Source organism: Saccharopolyspora sp. NPDC002376, from assembly GCF_053593195.1.
Map to the genome: position 1 here is coordinate 79,837 of NZ_JBSFBZ010000018.1, position 15,811 is coordinate 95,647.

The 15,811-nt window shown below is 70.6% G+C and carries 12 protein-coding genes; 6 read left to right on the forward strand and 6 right to left on the reverse strand.

Going from position 1 to position 15,811, the window contains the following annotated elements; all coding sequences use genetic code 11:
• Window positions 1–117 precede the first annotated feature (117 nt).
• The 4 genes from ACWCO2_RS15005 (at window position 118) to ACWCO2_RS15020 (ending at window position 5,634) form a co-directional block, all read left to right on the forward strand.
• Window positions 118–1,251, forward strand: a complete 1,134-nt coding sequence (locus ACWCO2_RS15005; RefSeq protein ID WP_450128298.1) for a hypothetical protein — start codon at window positions 118–120, stop codon at window positions 1,249–1,251.
• Window positions 1,252–1,739: 488 nt separating this feature from the next.
• Window positions 1,740–3,665 (forward strand): 1-deoxy-D-xylulose-5-phosphate synthase, encoded by a 1,926-nt coding sequence (gene dxs, locus ACWCO2_RS15010; RefSeq protein ID WP_450128299.1) that lies wholly within the window; start codon window positions 1,740–1,742, stop codon window positions 3,663–3,665.
• Window positions 3,666–3,797: 132 nt separating this feature from the next.
• Entirely contained in the window at window positions 3,798–4,484 is a 687-nt protein-coding gene (locus tag ACWCO2_RS15015) for a response regulator transcription factor (protein WP_450128300.1), read from the forward strand.
• A gap of 4 nt (window positions 4,485–4,488) precedes the next feature.
• On the forward strand, window positions 4,489–5,634 hold the full coding sequence (locus ACWCO2_RS15020; protein WP_450128301.1) for a sensor histidine kinase: 1,146 nt from the start codon (window positions 4,489–4,491) through the stop codon (window positions 5,632–5,634).
• On the opposite strand, the gene ACWCO2_RS15025 is transcribed toward ACWCO2_RS15020, so the two are convergent.
• The 6 genes from ACWCO2_RS15025 to ACWCO2_RS15050 all read right to left on the reverse strand — a co-directional run bounded on the left by ACWCO2_RS15025 (window position 5,631) and on the right by ACWCO2_RS15050 (window position 12,975).
• Entirely contained in the window at window positions 5,631–6,227 is a 597-nt protein-coding gene (locus tag ACWCO2_RS15025) for a Uma2 family endonuclease (RefSeq protein ID WP_450128302.1), read from the reverse strand. The genes ACWCO2_RS15020 and ACWCO2_RS15025 overlap by 4 nt on opposite strands.
• A 114-nt stretch (window positions 6,228–6,341) precedes the next feature.
• Window positions 6,342–8,471 carry a 3-hydroxyacyl-CoA dehydrogenase NAD-binding domain-containing protein gene (locus ACWCO2_RS15030; protein ID WP_450128303.1) on the reverse strand — a complete coding sequence of 710 codons (2,130 nt, stop codon included), beginning with the start codon at window positions 8,469–8,471 and terminating at the stop codon, window positions 6,342–6,344.
• Complete coding sequence (locus ACWCO2_RS15035) at window positions 8,468–9,712, reverse strand: thiolase family protein (protein ID WP_450128304.1); 1,245 nt, start codon at window positions 9,710–9,712, stop codon at window positions 8,468–8,470. Before ACWCO2_RS15035 ends, ACWCO2_RS15030 begins: the two co-directional genes overlap by 4 nt.
• A gap of 224 nt (window positions 9,713–9,936) precedes the next feature.
• A complete protein-coding gene (locus ACWCO2_RS15040) occupies window positions 9,937–11,187 on the reverse strand; it encodes an HRDC domain-containing protein (protein WP_450128305.1) in 1,251 nt (416 codons plus the stop codon).
• A gap of 97 nt (window positions 11,188–11,284) precedes the next feature.
• Window positions 11,285–12,001: a response regulator gene (locus tag ACWCO2_RS15045; RefSeq protein WP_010695004.1), complete on the reverse strand. Its 717-nt coding sequence runs from the start codon at window positions 11,999–12,001 to the stop codon at window positions 11,285–11,287.
• A gap of 404 nt (window positions 12,002–12,405) precedes the next feature.
• On the reverse strand, window positions 12,406–12,975 hold the full coding sequence (locus ACWCO2_RS15050) for a DUF3000 domain-containing protein (protein WP_450128332.1): 570 nt from the start codon (window positions 12,973–12,975) through the stop codon (window positions 12,406–12,408).
• 315 nt (window positions 12,976–13,290) lie between these two features.
• On the opposite strand from ACWCO2_RS15050, the gene hemE reads away from it, so the two are divergent.
• Complete coding sequence (gene hemE / locus ACWCO2_RS15055; RefSeq protein ID WP_450128306.1) at window positions 13,291–14,376, forward strand: uroporphyrinogen decarboxylase; 1,086 nt, start codon at window positions 13,291–13,293, stop codon at window positions 14,374–14,376.
• Window positions 14,376–15,809, forward strand: coding sequence for a protoporphyrinogen oxidase (gene hemG, locus ACWCO2_RS15060; protein WP_450128307.1), 1,434 nt, complete (start codon window positions 14,376–14,378; stop codon window positions 15,807–15,809). The genes hemE and hemG overlap by 1 nt, the downstream gene beginning before the upstream one ends.
• Window positions 15,810–15,811: the final 2 nt, after the last annotated feature.

Here is a 15,811-nt window from a genome sequence, read left to right on the forward strand (position 1 = left end):
AACCACAGTTTCAATTGAAACTGTGGTTCGCCGTGCCTGGAAATTACAGTTTCAATTGAAACTGTGAACCTGGTGGCCGTCGGGCGCGTGGGTCGATCCGAGGATGGAAACGGCGAGATGACGAATCGCGAACACCTGCCGGAGGTGCTGCCCGCGCCGCCCGAGTCGGGGACCGAGGCGCGGGCGGTGCCCGGAAATCCCAGTGCCGCACCGGAATTCGTGCCGGGGCGTCGACCGGTGTCGCTGGCGTTGGGCGCGTTGAGCGTGGTGGTGCTGCCTGCGTTGGGGCTGCTGCTCGGTTTGGCGGCTGCGCCCGGGTCCTCGCTGATCTGGGCGGCGGTGTGGATCGGGATCGCCGCGGTGGGTTGGTTGCTGGACCTGCGGACTCCGCGCCGTTGGGCGGGTTGGGCGTTGCTCGCCGCAGTGCCGCAGGTGGTGGTCGACCTGATCTTCGCGGCGCCGCTCGGCCTGCTCGGGCTGGTCGTCCTGATCGTTGCGCCGCTCGCGGCGCGTGTTGCGTATCGGCGTTGCAACGCACTCGCTTCGGACCTGGCTGAACTCGACGTGGAGACCGTCCTGCCTGCCGGTTCCGCACGGCTGCGGATCGGCCGGGACCGGGTGGTGCTGGTGCAGAACGTCACCGGTGGGTCCGGAAACCATGCGCTGCCGCTGGCCGAGCTCGCATTGGCTCAACCCGGTGAGATCGACGCCGATGAGGCCTGGTGGCCGTTGCCCGGTGGTGTCGGCGTTCGCCTGCGCTGCGGACCGGCGGTGCGATTGGTCGCGGGGAAGCAGCAGTGGGTGCTGCCGGTCGACGACCCGAGGCTGGTGGCGGCGATCGTGCGTCGCCGCGGCACTGCCGCCTGGTCGCTGCGAACCGGCCCCCAGGATCTGCCCACGTGGCACGCGCTGCGCAAGTGGGCAGTCGAGCGCACCACGACCTACCGCAGCGGACCGAAGGCCCTGGCGCACCCGGCGTTCCGGGCGCCGGTGGGATTCCTGGCCGCGATCCTCGGCTCGATGCTGCTGGCCACCTGTATCGGGCGAGCACTGAGCGACCTGGGTACGTGCATCGTCGGCATCGTCGGCATCGTCGCGCTGGCGCTCGGTGCCTACTTCGTCGTCGCCTGGTTGCGCGTGCGCAGCCGTTTGGAGTTCGCCGAACTCCAGCAGCTCCCGCCGCACAGCCCACCCTGGGGCGACCTTCGCCCCGACATCGCCCCGATCCCCTCCTGGCGCCCCTGGAGCTGAACGCAGAGGGTGTCAATTTCTCGCGAAATTGACACCCCGGCCCGGGCAGTCCGTGGCGCAGCTGCTCCGGGAAACGGTGGGATCTGGCCATCGGTGACGATCCCCGCAGCGTTGACCTGCGCAGTCAACAGTCCGTTCGAGGGTGGTCGCGGCGGCGGTCACAGTCATCGCAGCGCTTGGTGCCTCGGGAAGCTGCGCGGTCTGCCTTGCAGGTGTTGGAGCAGTGAAGACGTTGGCCGCGAGTTCGATCTTCAGGTGGGCGTGGACGCTCGGCTGATGGCTCGGGCACCGGCAACAGCGGCCGTTTGGCGGTACCGGTACGCGGGAGCATCGATCGGCCGCGAGCGGCCGGGCGGGGCGTACACCGCGCCGGGCCGTCGGTAGCCCGCTCCGTAGACTGGGCGCACCATGTATCGCGGCGGAGCCAGGCAGCCAGCCGGGCCCGGCATGCGAATGAACCCGACCAGCACTATGAGTGAGGTGGAGTGGTGACGCTGCTGGGGTCCGTGCGCAATCCGGCCGATGTCAGGCGCCTTAAGCACGCTGAGCTGGCGCAACTGGCTGAGGAGATCAGGCAGTTCCTGATCGCGAAGGTTTCGCGGACCGGTGGTCACCTGGGGCCGAACCTGGGGGCGGTCGAGCTGACCCTGGCCGTGCACCGGGTGTTCGACTCGCCGCGCGACGCGGTCGTGTTCGACACCGGTCACCAGGCCTACGTGCACAAGATCATCACCGGTCGGCAGGACGGCTTCGACCAGCTGCGCAAGCGGGACGGCCTGTCCGGCTACCCGTCGCGCGCCGAGAGCAAGCACGACCACGTGGAGAACAGCCACGCCTCGACCGCGCTGTCCTACGCCGACGGCATGGCGCGTGCCTTCCAACAGCGCGACGAGCAGCGGCACGCCGTGGCCGTGGTCGGTGACGGCGCGCTGACCGGCGGGATGTGCTGGGAGGCGCTGAACAACATCGCCGCCGACCAGGAGCGCCCGGTGGTGATCGTGGTCAACGACAACGGTCGCTCCTACGCCCCGACCATCGGTGGCCTGGCCGAGCACCTCGCTGCGCTGCGGCTGAACCCGAGCTACGAGAAGGCGTTGGAGAGCGGTCGCCGCACGCTGCGCAACCTGCCCGTGGTGGGCCGTTCGCTCTACACCGGCCTGCATGCGGCCAAGAGCGGCATCAAGGACGCCTTCGCCCCGCAGGTGATGTTCTCCGACCTGGGCATCAAGTACCTGGGCCCGGTGGACGGCCACGACATCCGCGCGATGGAGCACGCGCTGCAGATGGCCAAGTCCTTCGGCGGCCCGGTGATCGTGCACGCGGTGACCCGCAAGGGCAACGGCTTCGCCCCGGCAGAGAACGACCAGGCCGAGCAGATGCACCAGGTCAAGGTCATCGACCCGGAGACCGGCCTGCCGACCAAGCCGGCCCCGAAGAGCTGGACCGACGTCTATGCCGACGAGCTGGTGCAGATCGGCGCGGAGCGGCCCGATGTGGTGGCCATCACCGCGGCGATGCTGGGCCCGACCGGGCTGAAGAAGTTCGGCGAGGCCTACCCGGAGCGGTGCTTCGACGTCGGCATCGCCGAGCAGCACGGCATGACCTCGGCGGCCGGCATGGCGATGGGCGGGCTGCACCCGGTGTTCGCGGTGTACTCGACCTTCCTCAACCGCGCGTTCGACCAGCTGCTGATGGACGTCGCGCTGCACAAGCAGCCGGTGACGGTCACCCTCGACCGCTCCGGTGTCACTGGCGACGACGGGGCCAGCCACAACGGCATGTGGGACCTGTCGATCCTGGGCCTGATCCCAGGCATCCAGGTCGCCGCCCCGCGCGACGGGGTCACGCTGCGCGAGGAGCTGCGCGAGGCGGTCGCCGTCGACGACGGGCCGACCGTGGTGCGCTTCTCCAAGGGCCCGGTGATCGAGGAGATCCCGGCCGTCGAGCGCATCGGCGGTGTTGACGTGCTGCGGCGCGGCAACGGTGACGTGCTGCTGGCCGCGGTCGGCGCGTTCGGCGAGCTCGCGGTGGCGGCGGCTGAGCGGCTGGCGGCGCAGGGCATCGACGTCACCGTGGTCGACCCGCGCTGGGTGGTGCCGGTCCCGGAGCAGATGGTCGACCTGGCCTCCCAGCACCGACTGGTGGTCACCTTGGAGGACTGCGGTCGGCACGGCGGTTTCGGCTGGGCGCTGGCCGCTGCGCTGCGCGACGCCGAGCTGGACGTCCCGCTGCGCGACCTGGCGGTGCCGAACGAGTTCCTGGAGCACTCCTCGCGCGAGGAGGTGCTGGCCGACCTCGGCCTCACCGAGCAGGACATCGCCGCACGCATCACCGAGTGGCTGGCCAAGTTCGGCGGCGCGCGCACCCCGCTGCGAGTCGCCACCGACGTCGAGCGCCCCGCTGCCAACGGCTGACGCATACACGCGGTTTCAATGGAAATCGGATGTCTGATTTCCATTGAAATCGCGTGCCGCGGGTTGGACGCGGGTGCCGGGGATCGATCGTGTTCGGGGTCGTGGTTCTGGGCGTTGTGGCAGGGTGAGGGCGTGCGAATCCTGGTCGTCGAGGACGAGAAGCCGTTGGCTGACGCGGTTGCTCGCGGGCTGCGGCGGGACGGCATGGCCGTGGACGTCGCCTACGACGGCGAGAGCGGTCAGGAGAAGGCGTCGATCACCCGCTACGACGTGGTGGTGCTCGACCGCGACCTGCCCGGCATGTCCGGCGACGAGCTGTGCCGGGAACTGATCAACTCCGGTGAGCTGACGCGGGTGCTGATGCTCACCGCGAGCGGCACGGTGGCCGACCGCGTCGCCGGGCTGTCCCTGGGCGCCGACGACTACCTGGCCAAGCCGTTCGCCTTCGCCGAACTCGTCGCCCGCGTGCGGGCGCTGGGGCGGCGCGCGACACCGGCCCAGCCGCCGCTGCTCACCGCGCTCGAGCTTGAGCTGGATCCGGCGCGGCGCACGGTTCACCGGAACGATGGCGAGATCGAGCTGACCCGCAAGGAGTTCGGCGTCCTGGAGGTCCTGCTGTCGGCCGGTGGTGCCGTGGTGAGCTCCGAGGAGTTGCTGGAGCGGGTCTGGGACGAGAACGCCGACCCGTTCACCACGACTGTGCGGGTCACCATGATGACCTTGCGCAAGAAGCTGGGCGAGCCGGGCGTCATCGAGACCGTGGTCGGCTCCGGCTACCGGGTGCCGTCGGCGGGACGCGCCGAGCACGCTCGGGGCTGATCCGATGCGCGCGGCCGCCCGGTCGTTCTCCCGCCGCGGGCCCGGCCTCCGGCTCCGCCTGACGCTGCTTGCGACCGGGCTGGTCGCCGTGGTCAGCGGTCTGCTGCTGTGGTTGGGCTGGGTCCTGGTGGGCAACGTGGTGGCCGCGGTGCCGCAGCTACCGGATGGCACGCTCGTCCGGGTGCACGGTGTGGACGTGCCGGCGCCGTTGCTGGGGGAGGCGTTGCGCGACTCCGCGCGGCAGCAGGTCCTGCTGATCGGCGGAGGGGCTTTCGTGGCGGTCGTGCTTGCTGCCGCATTGCTGGCATGGACGGTGTCCGGCCGGGTGCTACGACCGCTGCACGAAGTGACCGCGACCGCGCGGCGGCTTTCGGCTGAGTCGTTGGACGAACGGATCGCGCTGAGCGGTCCGCGCGACGAAGTCGCCCGTCTTGCCGACACTTTCGACGAGATGCTCGACCGGTTGCAGGCGGCTTTCGACTCCCAGCGCCGGTTCGTCGCCAACGCCAGCCACGAGCTGCGCACGCCGTTGTCGGTGATCCGCACGGAGCTGGAAGTCACGCTGTCCGATCCCGACGCCGACGAGACGGAGCTGCGCCGGATGGCCGAGGTGGTCCGCGAAGCCACAGCGCGCGCGGAACGCCTGGTGGAGTCCCTGCTCCTGCTGGCGCGCACGGAAGGCGTCGAGCTGGCGGTGCGCGAACCGGTCGATCTCACCGAGGTGGTGGGGCGAGCGCGGCGCGCGGTGGAACCGGAGGTTCGCCAGCGCGGGCTGCGGGTGAAGTGCAGCGGCGAACCGGCGTTCGCGGTGGGGGACCCGGCACTGCTGGAGCGCGTCGCGGGCAACCTGCTGGAGAACGCGGTGCGGCACAACGTCGACGGCGGCTGGGTGCAGATCGCCATCGGCAGCGATCCACAGTGGACAACCCTGCGAGTGGCGTCCTCCGGCCAGAACATCCCGCCGGAGCAGGTGGAAGCCCTCTTCGAACCGTTCCGCCGAGCAGGAGTCGAACGAACCGCCCGCAGCGGAGCAGGTTTGGGCCTGTCGATCGTCCAAGCAGCGGCGAAGGCCCACCACGGCCGAGTCCAGGCCGAAGCCCTCCCCACCGGAGGCTTGGCCGTGACCGTCCAACTCCCCGCGGCGCCCTAGCGAGCCAGGTCTGGGAGACGCAGCGAGGTCACGTTGACGTCGAGCGGCACTGGGCTCGACGTGATGTGCACGAGCCCTTGACCGATCGCAGCGGTCTCGTCGCACACGTATCGGCCGTTCTCCAGCCGGTACGCAGCAAGTTCGGTGGGGCCGCCGTGGTTTTGAGCGACGCTCCAGAAGAAGGGGACGCCAGCTCTTTCGCAGGCTTGGAACTTCTCCTGCTGCTCGCTCGAAGTGTTGCCCGGAGACCAGATCTCGCCGATGAGCAGGACGTTCCCCGGCTGGAACGACGTGCCGACCGGTGCGGTGTCGAGGACGACGAAGTCGGGGATGAGAGCCGAGCGATAGCTCGTGCTGATCTCGACGCCGATACCGCCGACCGCGTAGAGATCGTTGCGTTCAGCCGCACTGATCGCCTGATCGAAGAGCGAGATGATTCGTTTCTCAGCCCACTGGTGCTGTCCGCTGGGCGGTGGCGTCACGAGCCAGTACCCCTCGATGAGTTCCAGGCGCGATCCGTCCTCGCGGGCGGGAAGCGCATGCCAATCGGCGATCGTGAACGGGCCCAGTTCGTGCTGAACAAGCGCGGTCACCGGTCATCACCTCATCTCCGTCCGCTCCATCATGGCAGAACCGGCATCTGACCTCACGCACATGAAAGCGGGGCCGGGACGATTCACCCCGGCCCCGCTTCCACGGTTCTTCGATCAGGCGGAGACCGATGCCACGCCCGGGTGGAGGAAGCGCTTGCCGTTGACCTTCTCCGAGATGCCCGCTCGGTCCAGGTACGGCGTGATGCCGCCCAGCCAGAACGGCCAGCCCGCGCCCAAGAGCATGCACAGGTCGATGTCCTGCGCCTCCGCGACCACGCCCTCGTCGAGCATGAAGCGGATCTCCTCGGCCAGCGCGTTCAGCGCCCGGTCGCGGACCTGCTCCGACGTCGAGGGCTTGTCGCCCTGCTCCCACAGCGCCGCGACCTCGGGGTCCACGATCTGCCCGCTCGTCTCCTGGCCGCCGCCCCCCACGGAGGCGCTCTGCTCGTCGGCGGTCCACACCGCGGTCTTGCCGGCCGCGACGAACCGCTGCATGTTGGCGCTGAGGCCGAAGCGGTCCGGGTAGGCCGCGTGCATCGTCTCGTTGACGTGCTGGGCGACCGCCGGGCCGACCAGCTGCAGCAGCACCATCGGGGTCATCGGCAGGCCCAGCGGCTCCAGGGCGTTGTCGGCGACCTCGAACGGCGTGCCCTCGTCGACGGTGGCGATGACCTCGCCCATGAAGCGGGTCAGCAGCCGGTTGACCACGAACGCCGGGGCGTCCTTGGCCAGCACGCAGGACTTCTTCAGCTTCTTGCCGACCTTGAACGCGGTGGCCAGCGCCGCGTCGTCGGTCTTCTCGCCGCGCACGACCTCCAGTAGCGGCAGGACCGCGACCGGGTTGAAGAAGTGGAAGCCGACGACCCGCTCCGGGTGCTGCAGCCGGGAGGCCATCTCGGTGATCGACAGCGACGAGGTGTTGGTCGCCAGGATCGCCTCGGCGGAGACGTGCTGCTCCAGCTCGGCGAACACCTTCTGCTTGACTGACATCTCCTCGAACACGGCCTCGATGACGAAGTCCGCGTCGGCGAACGCCGCCTTGTCCAGCGATCCGGTGACCAGGGACTTGAGCTTGTTCACCGCGTCCGGCGACAGGCGGCCCTTGGCGGCGAGCTTGTCGATCTCGCCGTGGATGTAGGCCACGCCGCGGTCGATGCGCTCCTGGTCGATGTCGGTGATGACCACCGGCACCTCCAGGCGGCGCACGAACAGCAGCGCCAGCTGCCCGGCCATCAGCCCGGCGCCGACCACGCCGACCTTCTTGACGTCGCGGGCCAGCGACTTGTCCGGCGCACCGGCCGGGCGCTTGGCGCGCTTCTGGGTCAGGTCGAACGAGTACAGCCCGGAGCGCAGCTCGTCGGACATCAGCGCGTCGGCCAGCGCCTCGGTCTCGGCCGCGTAGCCGGCGTCGAGGTCGTTGCCGCGGGCCAGCTCGATCAGCTCGACGGCCTTGGTCACCGCCGGGGAGGCCCCGTGGGTGCGGGACTCGACGATGCCCTTGGCGCGGGCAACGGCGTCGTCCCAGCCCTTGCCGCGGTCGATCTCCGGGCGCGACACGGCCTGCTCGCCGTTGATCACGCGGACCGCCCAGCGGATCGACTCCTCGAGGAAGTCGGGGCTGTCCAGCAGCTCGTCGAAGATGCCCAGGCCCTGGGCCTTCTTCGGGTTGAGCATCCGGTTCTGGCTCAGCGCGTTCTCGATGATCACGGTGACCGCAGCGTCCGGACCGATCAGGTTCGGCAGCAGCTGGGTGCCGCCCCAACCCGGGAACAGGCCCAGGAAGCACTCCGGGAACGCGACCATGCCCGCGGACTTCGACACCGTCCGGTAGTGGCAGGACAGCGCCAGCTCGAGACCGCCGCCGAGCGTTGCGCCGTTGACGAACGCGAAGGTCGGGATCTTCGACTCGGTCAGGCGGCGGAACACGTCGTGACCGGCCTTGGCGATCATGTGCGCGTGCTCGCGCTCGGTGATCCGGCCGATGCCGGACAGGTCGGCGCCCACGGCGAAGATGAACGGCTTGCCGGTGACCGCGATGGCCGCGGGTTCGGCGGCGAAGGCCTCGTCCAGCGCGGCGTTCAGGCTCTCCAGCCCGCCCGGGCCGAAGGTGGACGGCCGGGTGTGGTCGTGGCCGTTGTCGATGGTGATCAGCGCGAGCTTGCCGGCCAGACCGGGTGCGTCGACGAGGCGGGTGTGCGCCTTGGTGACGACCTCGTCGGGGAACAGCGCGGCGAATTCGGTCACTGCTCGCCTCCTGCGTTGTAGTTCGGGTTCTCCCAGATGACCGTTCCGCCCATGCCGAAGCCGATGCACATGGTGGTGATGCCGTAGCGCACCTCGGGGTGCTCGGCGAAGTGGCGGGACAGCTGAGTCATCAGCCGCACACCGGAGGAGGCCAGCGGGTGGCCGCAGGCGATCGCGCCGCCCCACGGGTTGACCCGCGGGTCGTCGTCGGAGATGCCGAAGTGCTCCAGGAAGGCCAGCACCTGCACCGCGAAGGCCTCGTTGATCTCGAACAGGCCGATGTCGTCGATGCTCAGCCCGGCGCGCTCCAGCGCCTTCTCGGTGGCCGGCACCGGACCGACGCCCATGACCTCGGGCTCGACGCCGGCGAAGGCGTAGCCGACCAGCCGCATGCCGACCGGCAGGCCCAGAGACTCGGCGGTCTCGGCGTCGGCCAGCAGGCAGCCGGTGGCGCCGTCGTTGAGGCCTGCGGCGTTGCCCGGGGTGACCCGGCCGTGCGGGCGGAACGGCGTCTTCAGCCCGGCCAGCGCTTCCGCGGTGGTGCCCGGGCGCGGCGGCTCGTCGGCGGTGGCCAGGCCCCAGCCCTGCTCGGCGGAGCGGGTGGACACCGGCACCAGGTCCGGGGTGATCTTCCCGGCCTGCAGCGCCTCGTCGTAGCGCTGTTGGCTCAGGGCGGCGTAGGCGTCCGTGCGCTCCTTGGTCAGCGTCGGGAACCGGTCGTGCAGGTTCTCCGCGGTGGAGCCCATGATCAGCGCGGACGGGTCGACGACCTTGTCCGAGACGTAACGCGGGTTGGGGTCGACGCCCTCGCCCATCGGGTGCTTGCCCATGTGTTCGACGCCGCCCGCGATCGCCACGTCGTAAGCGCCGAAGGCGATGCCGCTGGCGATCGTGGTCACCGCGGTCATGGCGCCCGCGCACATCCGGTCGATGGCGAAGCCCGGGACCGACTTGGGCAGCCCGGCCAGCAGCGCGGCGCTGCGGCCGATGGTCAGGCCCTGGTCGCCGATCTGGGTGGTGGCGGCGATGCCGACCTCGTCGATGCGCTCCGGCGGCAGCTCCGGGTGCCGCCGCAGCAGCTCGCGGATCACCTTGACGACCATGTCGTCGGCGCGGGTCTCGGCGTAGATGCCCTTGGAACCGGCCTTGCCGAACGGCGTGCGTACGCCGTCGACGAAGACCACGTCCCGAACCGCGGGGCGGCTGCGGCTGTCGGCGGGTGCCGACGCAGGTGCGGCCACGGCGTGCTCCTCACTGGCTTGATGGATGGTGACCGGCCAGGTCCGTGCAGATGCTTACCGGCCGGTAACCGCACTCTAGCGCTTATTACCCGCCGGTAACCACACGGCCACCCCTGTCGGGTGTCTCACCTGTTGATCGTGGGACGGCCAGCGTCGATCATCCACTCTCCAGACACCGACAGCACCGCGGCCCACCGGCTGTTGGTGCCGTCAGCGAGGAGCGGTCATTCCGAGGGCGCGGTGGCGTGGAGCGCTTCGCTGATCGCTTCAGCGGTCAGCTCTAGCTGCCACCCGCGGGCGCCCTTCTCGCGCAGCAACGCCGTCACCGCGGTCAGGCTCCGGTCCTCGGGCGGGGTCCAGCAGGTCCGCCGCACGAGGTCCGGGAGCAGCAGGTTCTCCACCGGCAGCCGGTGGTCCTCGGCGATCTTCGACAGCGCCGAGCGGGCTGCCGCCAGCCGCGCGGCCGCGTCCGGATCGCGGTCGGCCCACCGGTTCGTCGGGGGCGGGCCGTCGTGGGGGGAGGCCGGAGCGGGCAGCTCGTCGTTCTCGAGCCGTCGAGCCGACCGGAGCGCCTGCAACCACATCGAGGCCCGGCGCCGCTGCTGCCGACCGCCGAACACCGGCAGTGCGACCAGATCGGCCTCGGACTTCGGATTGGCCTGTGCGGCCTGCACGATGGAGGAGTCGGGCAGCACCCGGCCCGGTGCGAGATCGCGGTCGCGGGCGAACTTGTCGCGGGTCTGCCAGAGCGCGCGAACGGCGGCCAGCTGTCGCGGGTTGCGCACGCGGTGGATGCCCGACGTGCGGCGCCACGGTTCGGCGCGCGGGGGAGCCGGCTCGGCGGTGCGGACGGCCTCGAACTCCTCGAACGCCCACTCGAGCTTGCCCTGATCCTCCAGCTCGTCGTGCATCGCATCGCGCAGATCGACCAGCAGCTCGACGTCGAGCGCGGCGTAGACCAGCCAGTCCTGGGGGAGCGGGCGCCGCGACCAATCGGCCGCGCTGTGCCCCTTCTCCAGCTGGTAGCCGAGCATGCGCTCCACGAGCGCGCCGAGCGAGACGCGCTCGAGGCCGGCCAGTCGCCCGGCCAGCTCGGTGTCGAACAGCCGCGCCGGACGCAGGTCCAGCTCGGCCAGGCAGGGCAGGTCCTGCGAGGCGGCGTGCAGCACCCACTCGGTGTCGGCCAGCGCCGACACCAGCGGATCGAGCTCACCTCGCAGTGCGATCGGGTCCACCAGCACGGTCCCGGCACCTTGGCGGCGCAGTTGCACCAGGTAGGCGCGTTGCGAGTAGCGGTATCCCGAAGCGCGCTCGGTGTCCACGGCCACCGGTCCGTTGCCCGCGGCGAGCGCTGTCGCGGCGGCGCGCAACGCCGCCTGAGTGTCCACCACCGGCGGTACGCCGTCGGCGGGTTCGGTCAACAACACCGGTTCCGGGCGGTCGGACCCGACGGTCTCGGGGCTTGCAGCTTCCACGGCTACCAGACCTTACGTGCTTTGGTCCGCTCCGTGGGGCCACTCCGACCGAGCTCGTCGGGCCGACCGCTCCGGTGCAGGTGCGTAGGCGTCCGGATCAGCGGATCACGCCGGCCCGCATGGCCAGCGCGACCATCTGTGCCCGGTCGCCGGTGCCCAGCTTGCGCCCTATCCGCGACAGGTGGCTCTTCACCGTGAGCGCGGAGAGGTTCAGGGCCTCGCCGATCTCCTTGTTGGAACGGCCGTCGGCCACCAACTGGAGAACTTCGACCTCTCGCCCGGACAGCTCGCGAGGGGTGTTGTCCGTCCCGGGTACGCGGGTACCGGCGGCTAGCACCGGCGCCACGCTCGGGTCGGCGTACACCCCGCCGTCGAGCACGCGGCGCACGCCGTCGGTGACCACCATCGGCGAGGCCGACTTCAGCAGGTACGCCTGCGCACCTGCTTGGAAGGCGGCCCGCACCGCGTACGGGTCATCGGACGATGCGAGCACCACGATCCGAGGCCATCCCTGGCTCCGGAGTTCGGTGACCAGTTCGATGCCGGTCCCGTCCGGGAGTCCGAGATCGAGGATGGCGAGGTCGCACGGACCGGTCGCCAGAGCGCGAGCTCTGGCCTCGGCCATCGATGCGGCCTCGTGCACCGTGCCAGCGCCCATCTGCAGCAGCCGGGCGGCGATGGCCTCCCGGAGCAGCGGATGGTCATCCACCACGAGCACCGTGAACAGCTCTTCCCGCGGGTGCGGGACCATGTTGGCCGGCAAAGTGCCGGCGGGCGTGGTTCGAGCGGCCTGACCTAAGCCGACGGCAGCCACGTCACTACCTCCCTGGAGTCGGTCGTGCCCCCCGACCGGCACCGGGACTTTCGACCAATCAGCCGCGCCACTGATCGACCGAAAGTGGTGTCGTCGGGTGGCAGCGTAACCGCCCAAGCGGGTCAGTGGGACGATCAATCGGGTATCTATCCCGATCGAGTTGGCACCTGCGCATGATCAAGTCACGCTTTCGGGTGACTATCTGCAATCACCGTAACGTCGGAGCGTGGCCAACCGACATAATATGAACGCGTATCGTGAATAATTTGCGTGTTCAACGGTTTCGCGGCCGGTGACGGAACTTCGCGAATGGAAATGGACTTCGGCGTGTCGCACGCTCGGCCTGTCGCAGGATCTTACGCGCTGGAGTCGGCGGACACAGCCGGTGATCGGACGAAGGCGGCTCAGTCGTGCGGCGCAACGCTGTTGGACGGACGGCCGAGCATCGAGACGCCTTCCGGCGGCAGTCCCGCCGCGCTCGCGATCAGTTCCTGGAATGCCGCCGCGTGCGGCTCCAGATCGGGGTCGGTGGCCGTCCACGACCCGCGCAGCTCCAGATCGTGACTGCGGGACGGTCCGGCGATGTCGCCGAAGCGGGCCGAGGACGTCAGCGTGACCGTGCCGCCCAACGCCGTCCACGACGCTCCGGAGCCCTCGAGCGCATCGGTGAGCCACGACCAGCCGACGGCCGGCAGCAGCGGGTCGGTGGCCAGCTCCGGGTCGAGCTCGGCCCGCAGGAACACCACGAGCCGCAGCACGCCGTCCCACGTCTCCTGGCCCTCCGGGTCGTGCAGCAGGACCAGTCGAGCGGTGGCCAGCTCACCGGCCGGACCGTTCGCCTCGGCGGCCAGCGCGTGCGCCCAGGGGGCGAGTCGCTTGGGCGGGCCAACTTCGGACAGCTCGATCTCTGCACGCGGGCGAGCCGACGTCAACGTGGCAACTGCCTGCCGAAAAACGTCGGGCGCCGCCGCCATCTCCGTCACGTCACCGACTCTAAGCGGCCGGATCAGAGTGCTCACGGAGGCGCGCCGATCAAGACCAGCTGTGGCCATCAGCACCCCACCTCGCCAAGCTCCCCTGTCGACACCGACGAGGAGAAGGTGTTGGTGATGCCCAGGTCCATGGTCCCGGAGTCCAGGTGGGCGCTGAGGTTCCGCTACCTGCACCGCTACGCAGAGCGAGTCCGGAGAACACCTCATGCGAAGATTGGCTTTGCCAGCCCGGTCCGCCGCCGTGGCATGCCCGTGCGGTGCTCCGGGGATCGATCGACGTACGGACGCTGACCCCCGATGACGAATCCCGCGCCGGTCTCGGCCCGCCGAGACCTCTCCGACGCTCCCTTCCTCGTCGCCGCCCGCGGTGGCACCCCCCGGCACACCCCGGTCTGGTTCATGCGCCAGGCGGGTCGCTCGCTGCCCGAGTACCGGCGGGTCCGGGAGGGCGTGCCGATGCTGCAGGCGTGCCTGACCCCGGAGCTGGTCAGCGAGGTCACCCTGCAGCCGGTGCGCCGGCACGGGGTGGACGCCGCGATCCTGTTCAGCGACATCGTGCTGCCGCTGTACGCCGCGGGCATCGGGCTGGACATCGTCGCGGGCACCGGGCCGGTGGTGGCCGAGCCGATCCGCGGCGCTGACGACGTCGCCGCGCTGCCGCAGCTGGCGCCGGAGCAGGTCGCGCCGGTCGCCGAGGCGGTCCGCCTGCTGGTCGGGGAGCTGGGGCAGACGCCGCTGATCGGGTTCGCCGGTGCGCCGTTCACGCTGGCCTCCTACCTGGTCGAGGGCGGTCCGAGCCGCAACCACGAGCACACCAAGGCGCTGATGCACTCCGATCCGCAGACCTGGCACTCGCTGATGGAGAAGCTGTCGGCGGCCACGCTCCAGTTCCTGAAGGTGCAGCTGGCGGCCGGGGTCGACGCGATCCAGCTGTTCGACTCGTGGGCCGGGGCGCTCTCGCTGCGCGACTACCGCGAGTTCGTGCTGCCGCACAGCGAGCGGATCTTCGCCGAGGTCGCCGAGATCGCCGACGTGCCGAAGATCCACTTCGGGGTGGGCACCGGCGAGCTGCTCGGCGCGATGCGCACCGCCGGACCCGACGTGGTCGGTGTGGACTGGCGGGTGCCGCTGGACGACGCCGCGGTGCGGCTGCGCGCGGCCATGCCCGACGCGGCAGCGCCGGTGGTGCAGGGCAACCTCGACCCGGCGGTGCTGTTCGCCGGCTGGGACGCGGTGGAGCGCGAGGTGCGCCGGATCCTCGCCGAGGGCGAAGCGGCCGGCGGGCACATCTTCAACCTCGGTCACGGGGTGCTACCGACCACCGAGCCGGAGGTGCTGACCCGAGTCGTTGAGCTCGTCCACACCGCGAGCAAGCAGCAGTGATGGCTCCTCGAGTCGCGGTCGTCGGCGGCGGCATCGCGGGATTGGCCGCCGCCCACCGGTTGCGCCGAGAACTCGGTCCGCAGGCCGAGATCGTCCTGGTCGAGCAGGCTTCCCGCGTCGGCGGCAAGCTGCGCACGGTCGAACTGGCCGGGCGGTCCTATGACGTCGGGGCGGAGGCGTTCCTGGCGCGGCGGCCCGAGGTCCTGCGCCTCGCGGACGAGCTGGGCGTGGCCGACGACGTCGTGCACCCGGGCGGTTTTTCGGCGTCCGTGCGCGCTGGTGGCCGGACGCGGCGCTTGCCGACCGGGACCGTCATGGGCGTTCCCGCTGAGCCCGAGTCGGTGCAGGACGTGCTGTCCGACGCCGGTCTGTCGTTGGTCCGCGCGGAGAAAGACCTGCCGCCGCTGCGGCTCGAAGGTGCGGATGCGTCGGTCGGCGAGCTGCTGCGCGGCCGGGTCGGCGACGAGGTCGTGGACCGGCTGGTGGAGCCGCTTCTCGGCGGTGTCTACGCGGGAGATTCGAACCGTCTCGGGCTGCGGGCCACGATCCCGGCCCTGGCAGCGGCGCTGGACGGGGGAGCGGAGTCGATCACGGCTGCGGCCTCCGCTGCGCTGCCAGCGCCGAAGCCCGATGCGCCGAAGTTGCCGGTGTTCGGTGCTTTCCAGAACGGCTACCGGCGGTTGATCGACCAGCTGCTGATCGCCGCCGATGCGAAGCTCCGGCTCGGGCTGCCGGTGCGAAGCCTGGCCAGGACCGAATCCGGTTGGCGGTTGGAGATCGGGGCGGCGCCGAGTCCGGAGTTCCTGGACGTCGACGGTGTCGTGCTGGCGGTTCCCGCTCCTGCGGCGCGCCGACTGCTCCAGGACGTCGTGCCGAGCGCGGCGGCCAAGCTCGGCGAGGTGGAGCTGGCCTCCATGATCGTCGTCGGCCTCGCGCTGCCCGCGGACGCGGAACTGCCGAACGCCTCGGGCGTGCTGATCGCGCGCGGCGAGCGCCACGACGACGGAACCCCGTTCACCGCGAAGGCCTTCACCTTCTCCAGCAACAAGTGGCCGCACCTGCGCGGCGCGAACGGCGAACTGCTGGTGCGGGGTTCGGTCGGCCGCTTCGGCGAGACCGCGGACCTGCAGCTCGACGACGCCGAGGTGCTGCGCCGGGTGCAGGCCGACTTCGCCGAGCTGACCGGGATCGCGGCGCAGCCGGTGGAGTCGACCGTGGTGCGTTGGGGCGGTGGGCTGCCGCAGTACGGCGTGGGCCACCTGGACCTGGTCGCCGACGTGGAACGGGCGCTGGCCGAGGTGCCGGGGCTGGCCCTGGCCGGGGCGGCGCTGCACGGCGTCGGGGTCCCGGCGTGCATCGCGACGGGGGAGTCCGCAGCGATGGAGATCACGCGGGCCCTGCTGCCGGGGACCCTCAGAGAAGTGGGACGATAAGG

Coding starts and splice junctions, on each gene's coding strand:
- ACWCO2_RS15005 (WP_450128298.1), top strand. CDS start 118: ATGACGAATCGCGAACACCTGCCGGAGGTGCTGCCCGCGCCGCCCGAG.
- ACWCO2_RS15020 (WP_450128301.1), top strand. CDS start 4,489: ATGCGCGCGGCCGCCCGGTCGTTCTCCCGCCGCGGGCCCGGCCTCCGG.
- ACWCO2_RS15050 (WP_450128332.1), bottom strand. CDS start 12,975: ATGGCGGCGGCGCCCGACGTTTTTCGGCAGGCAGTTGCCACGTTGACG.
- hemE (WP_450128306.1), top strand. CDS start 13,291: ATGACGAATCCCGCGCCGGTCTCGGCCCGCCGAGACCTCTCCGACGCT.
- hemG (WP_450128307.1), top strand. CDS start 14,376: ATGGCTCCTCGAGTCGCGGTCGTCGGCGGCGGCATCGCGGGATTGGCC.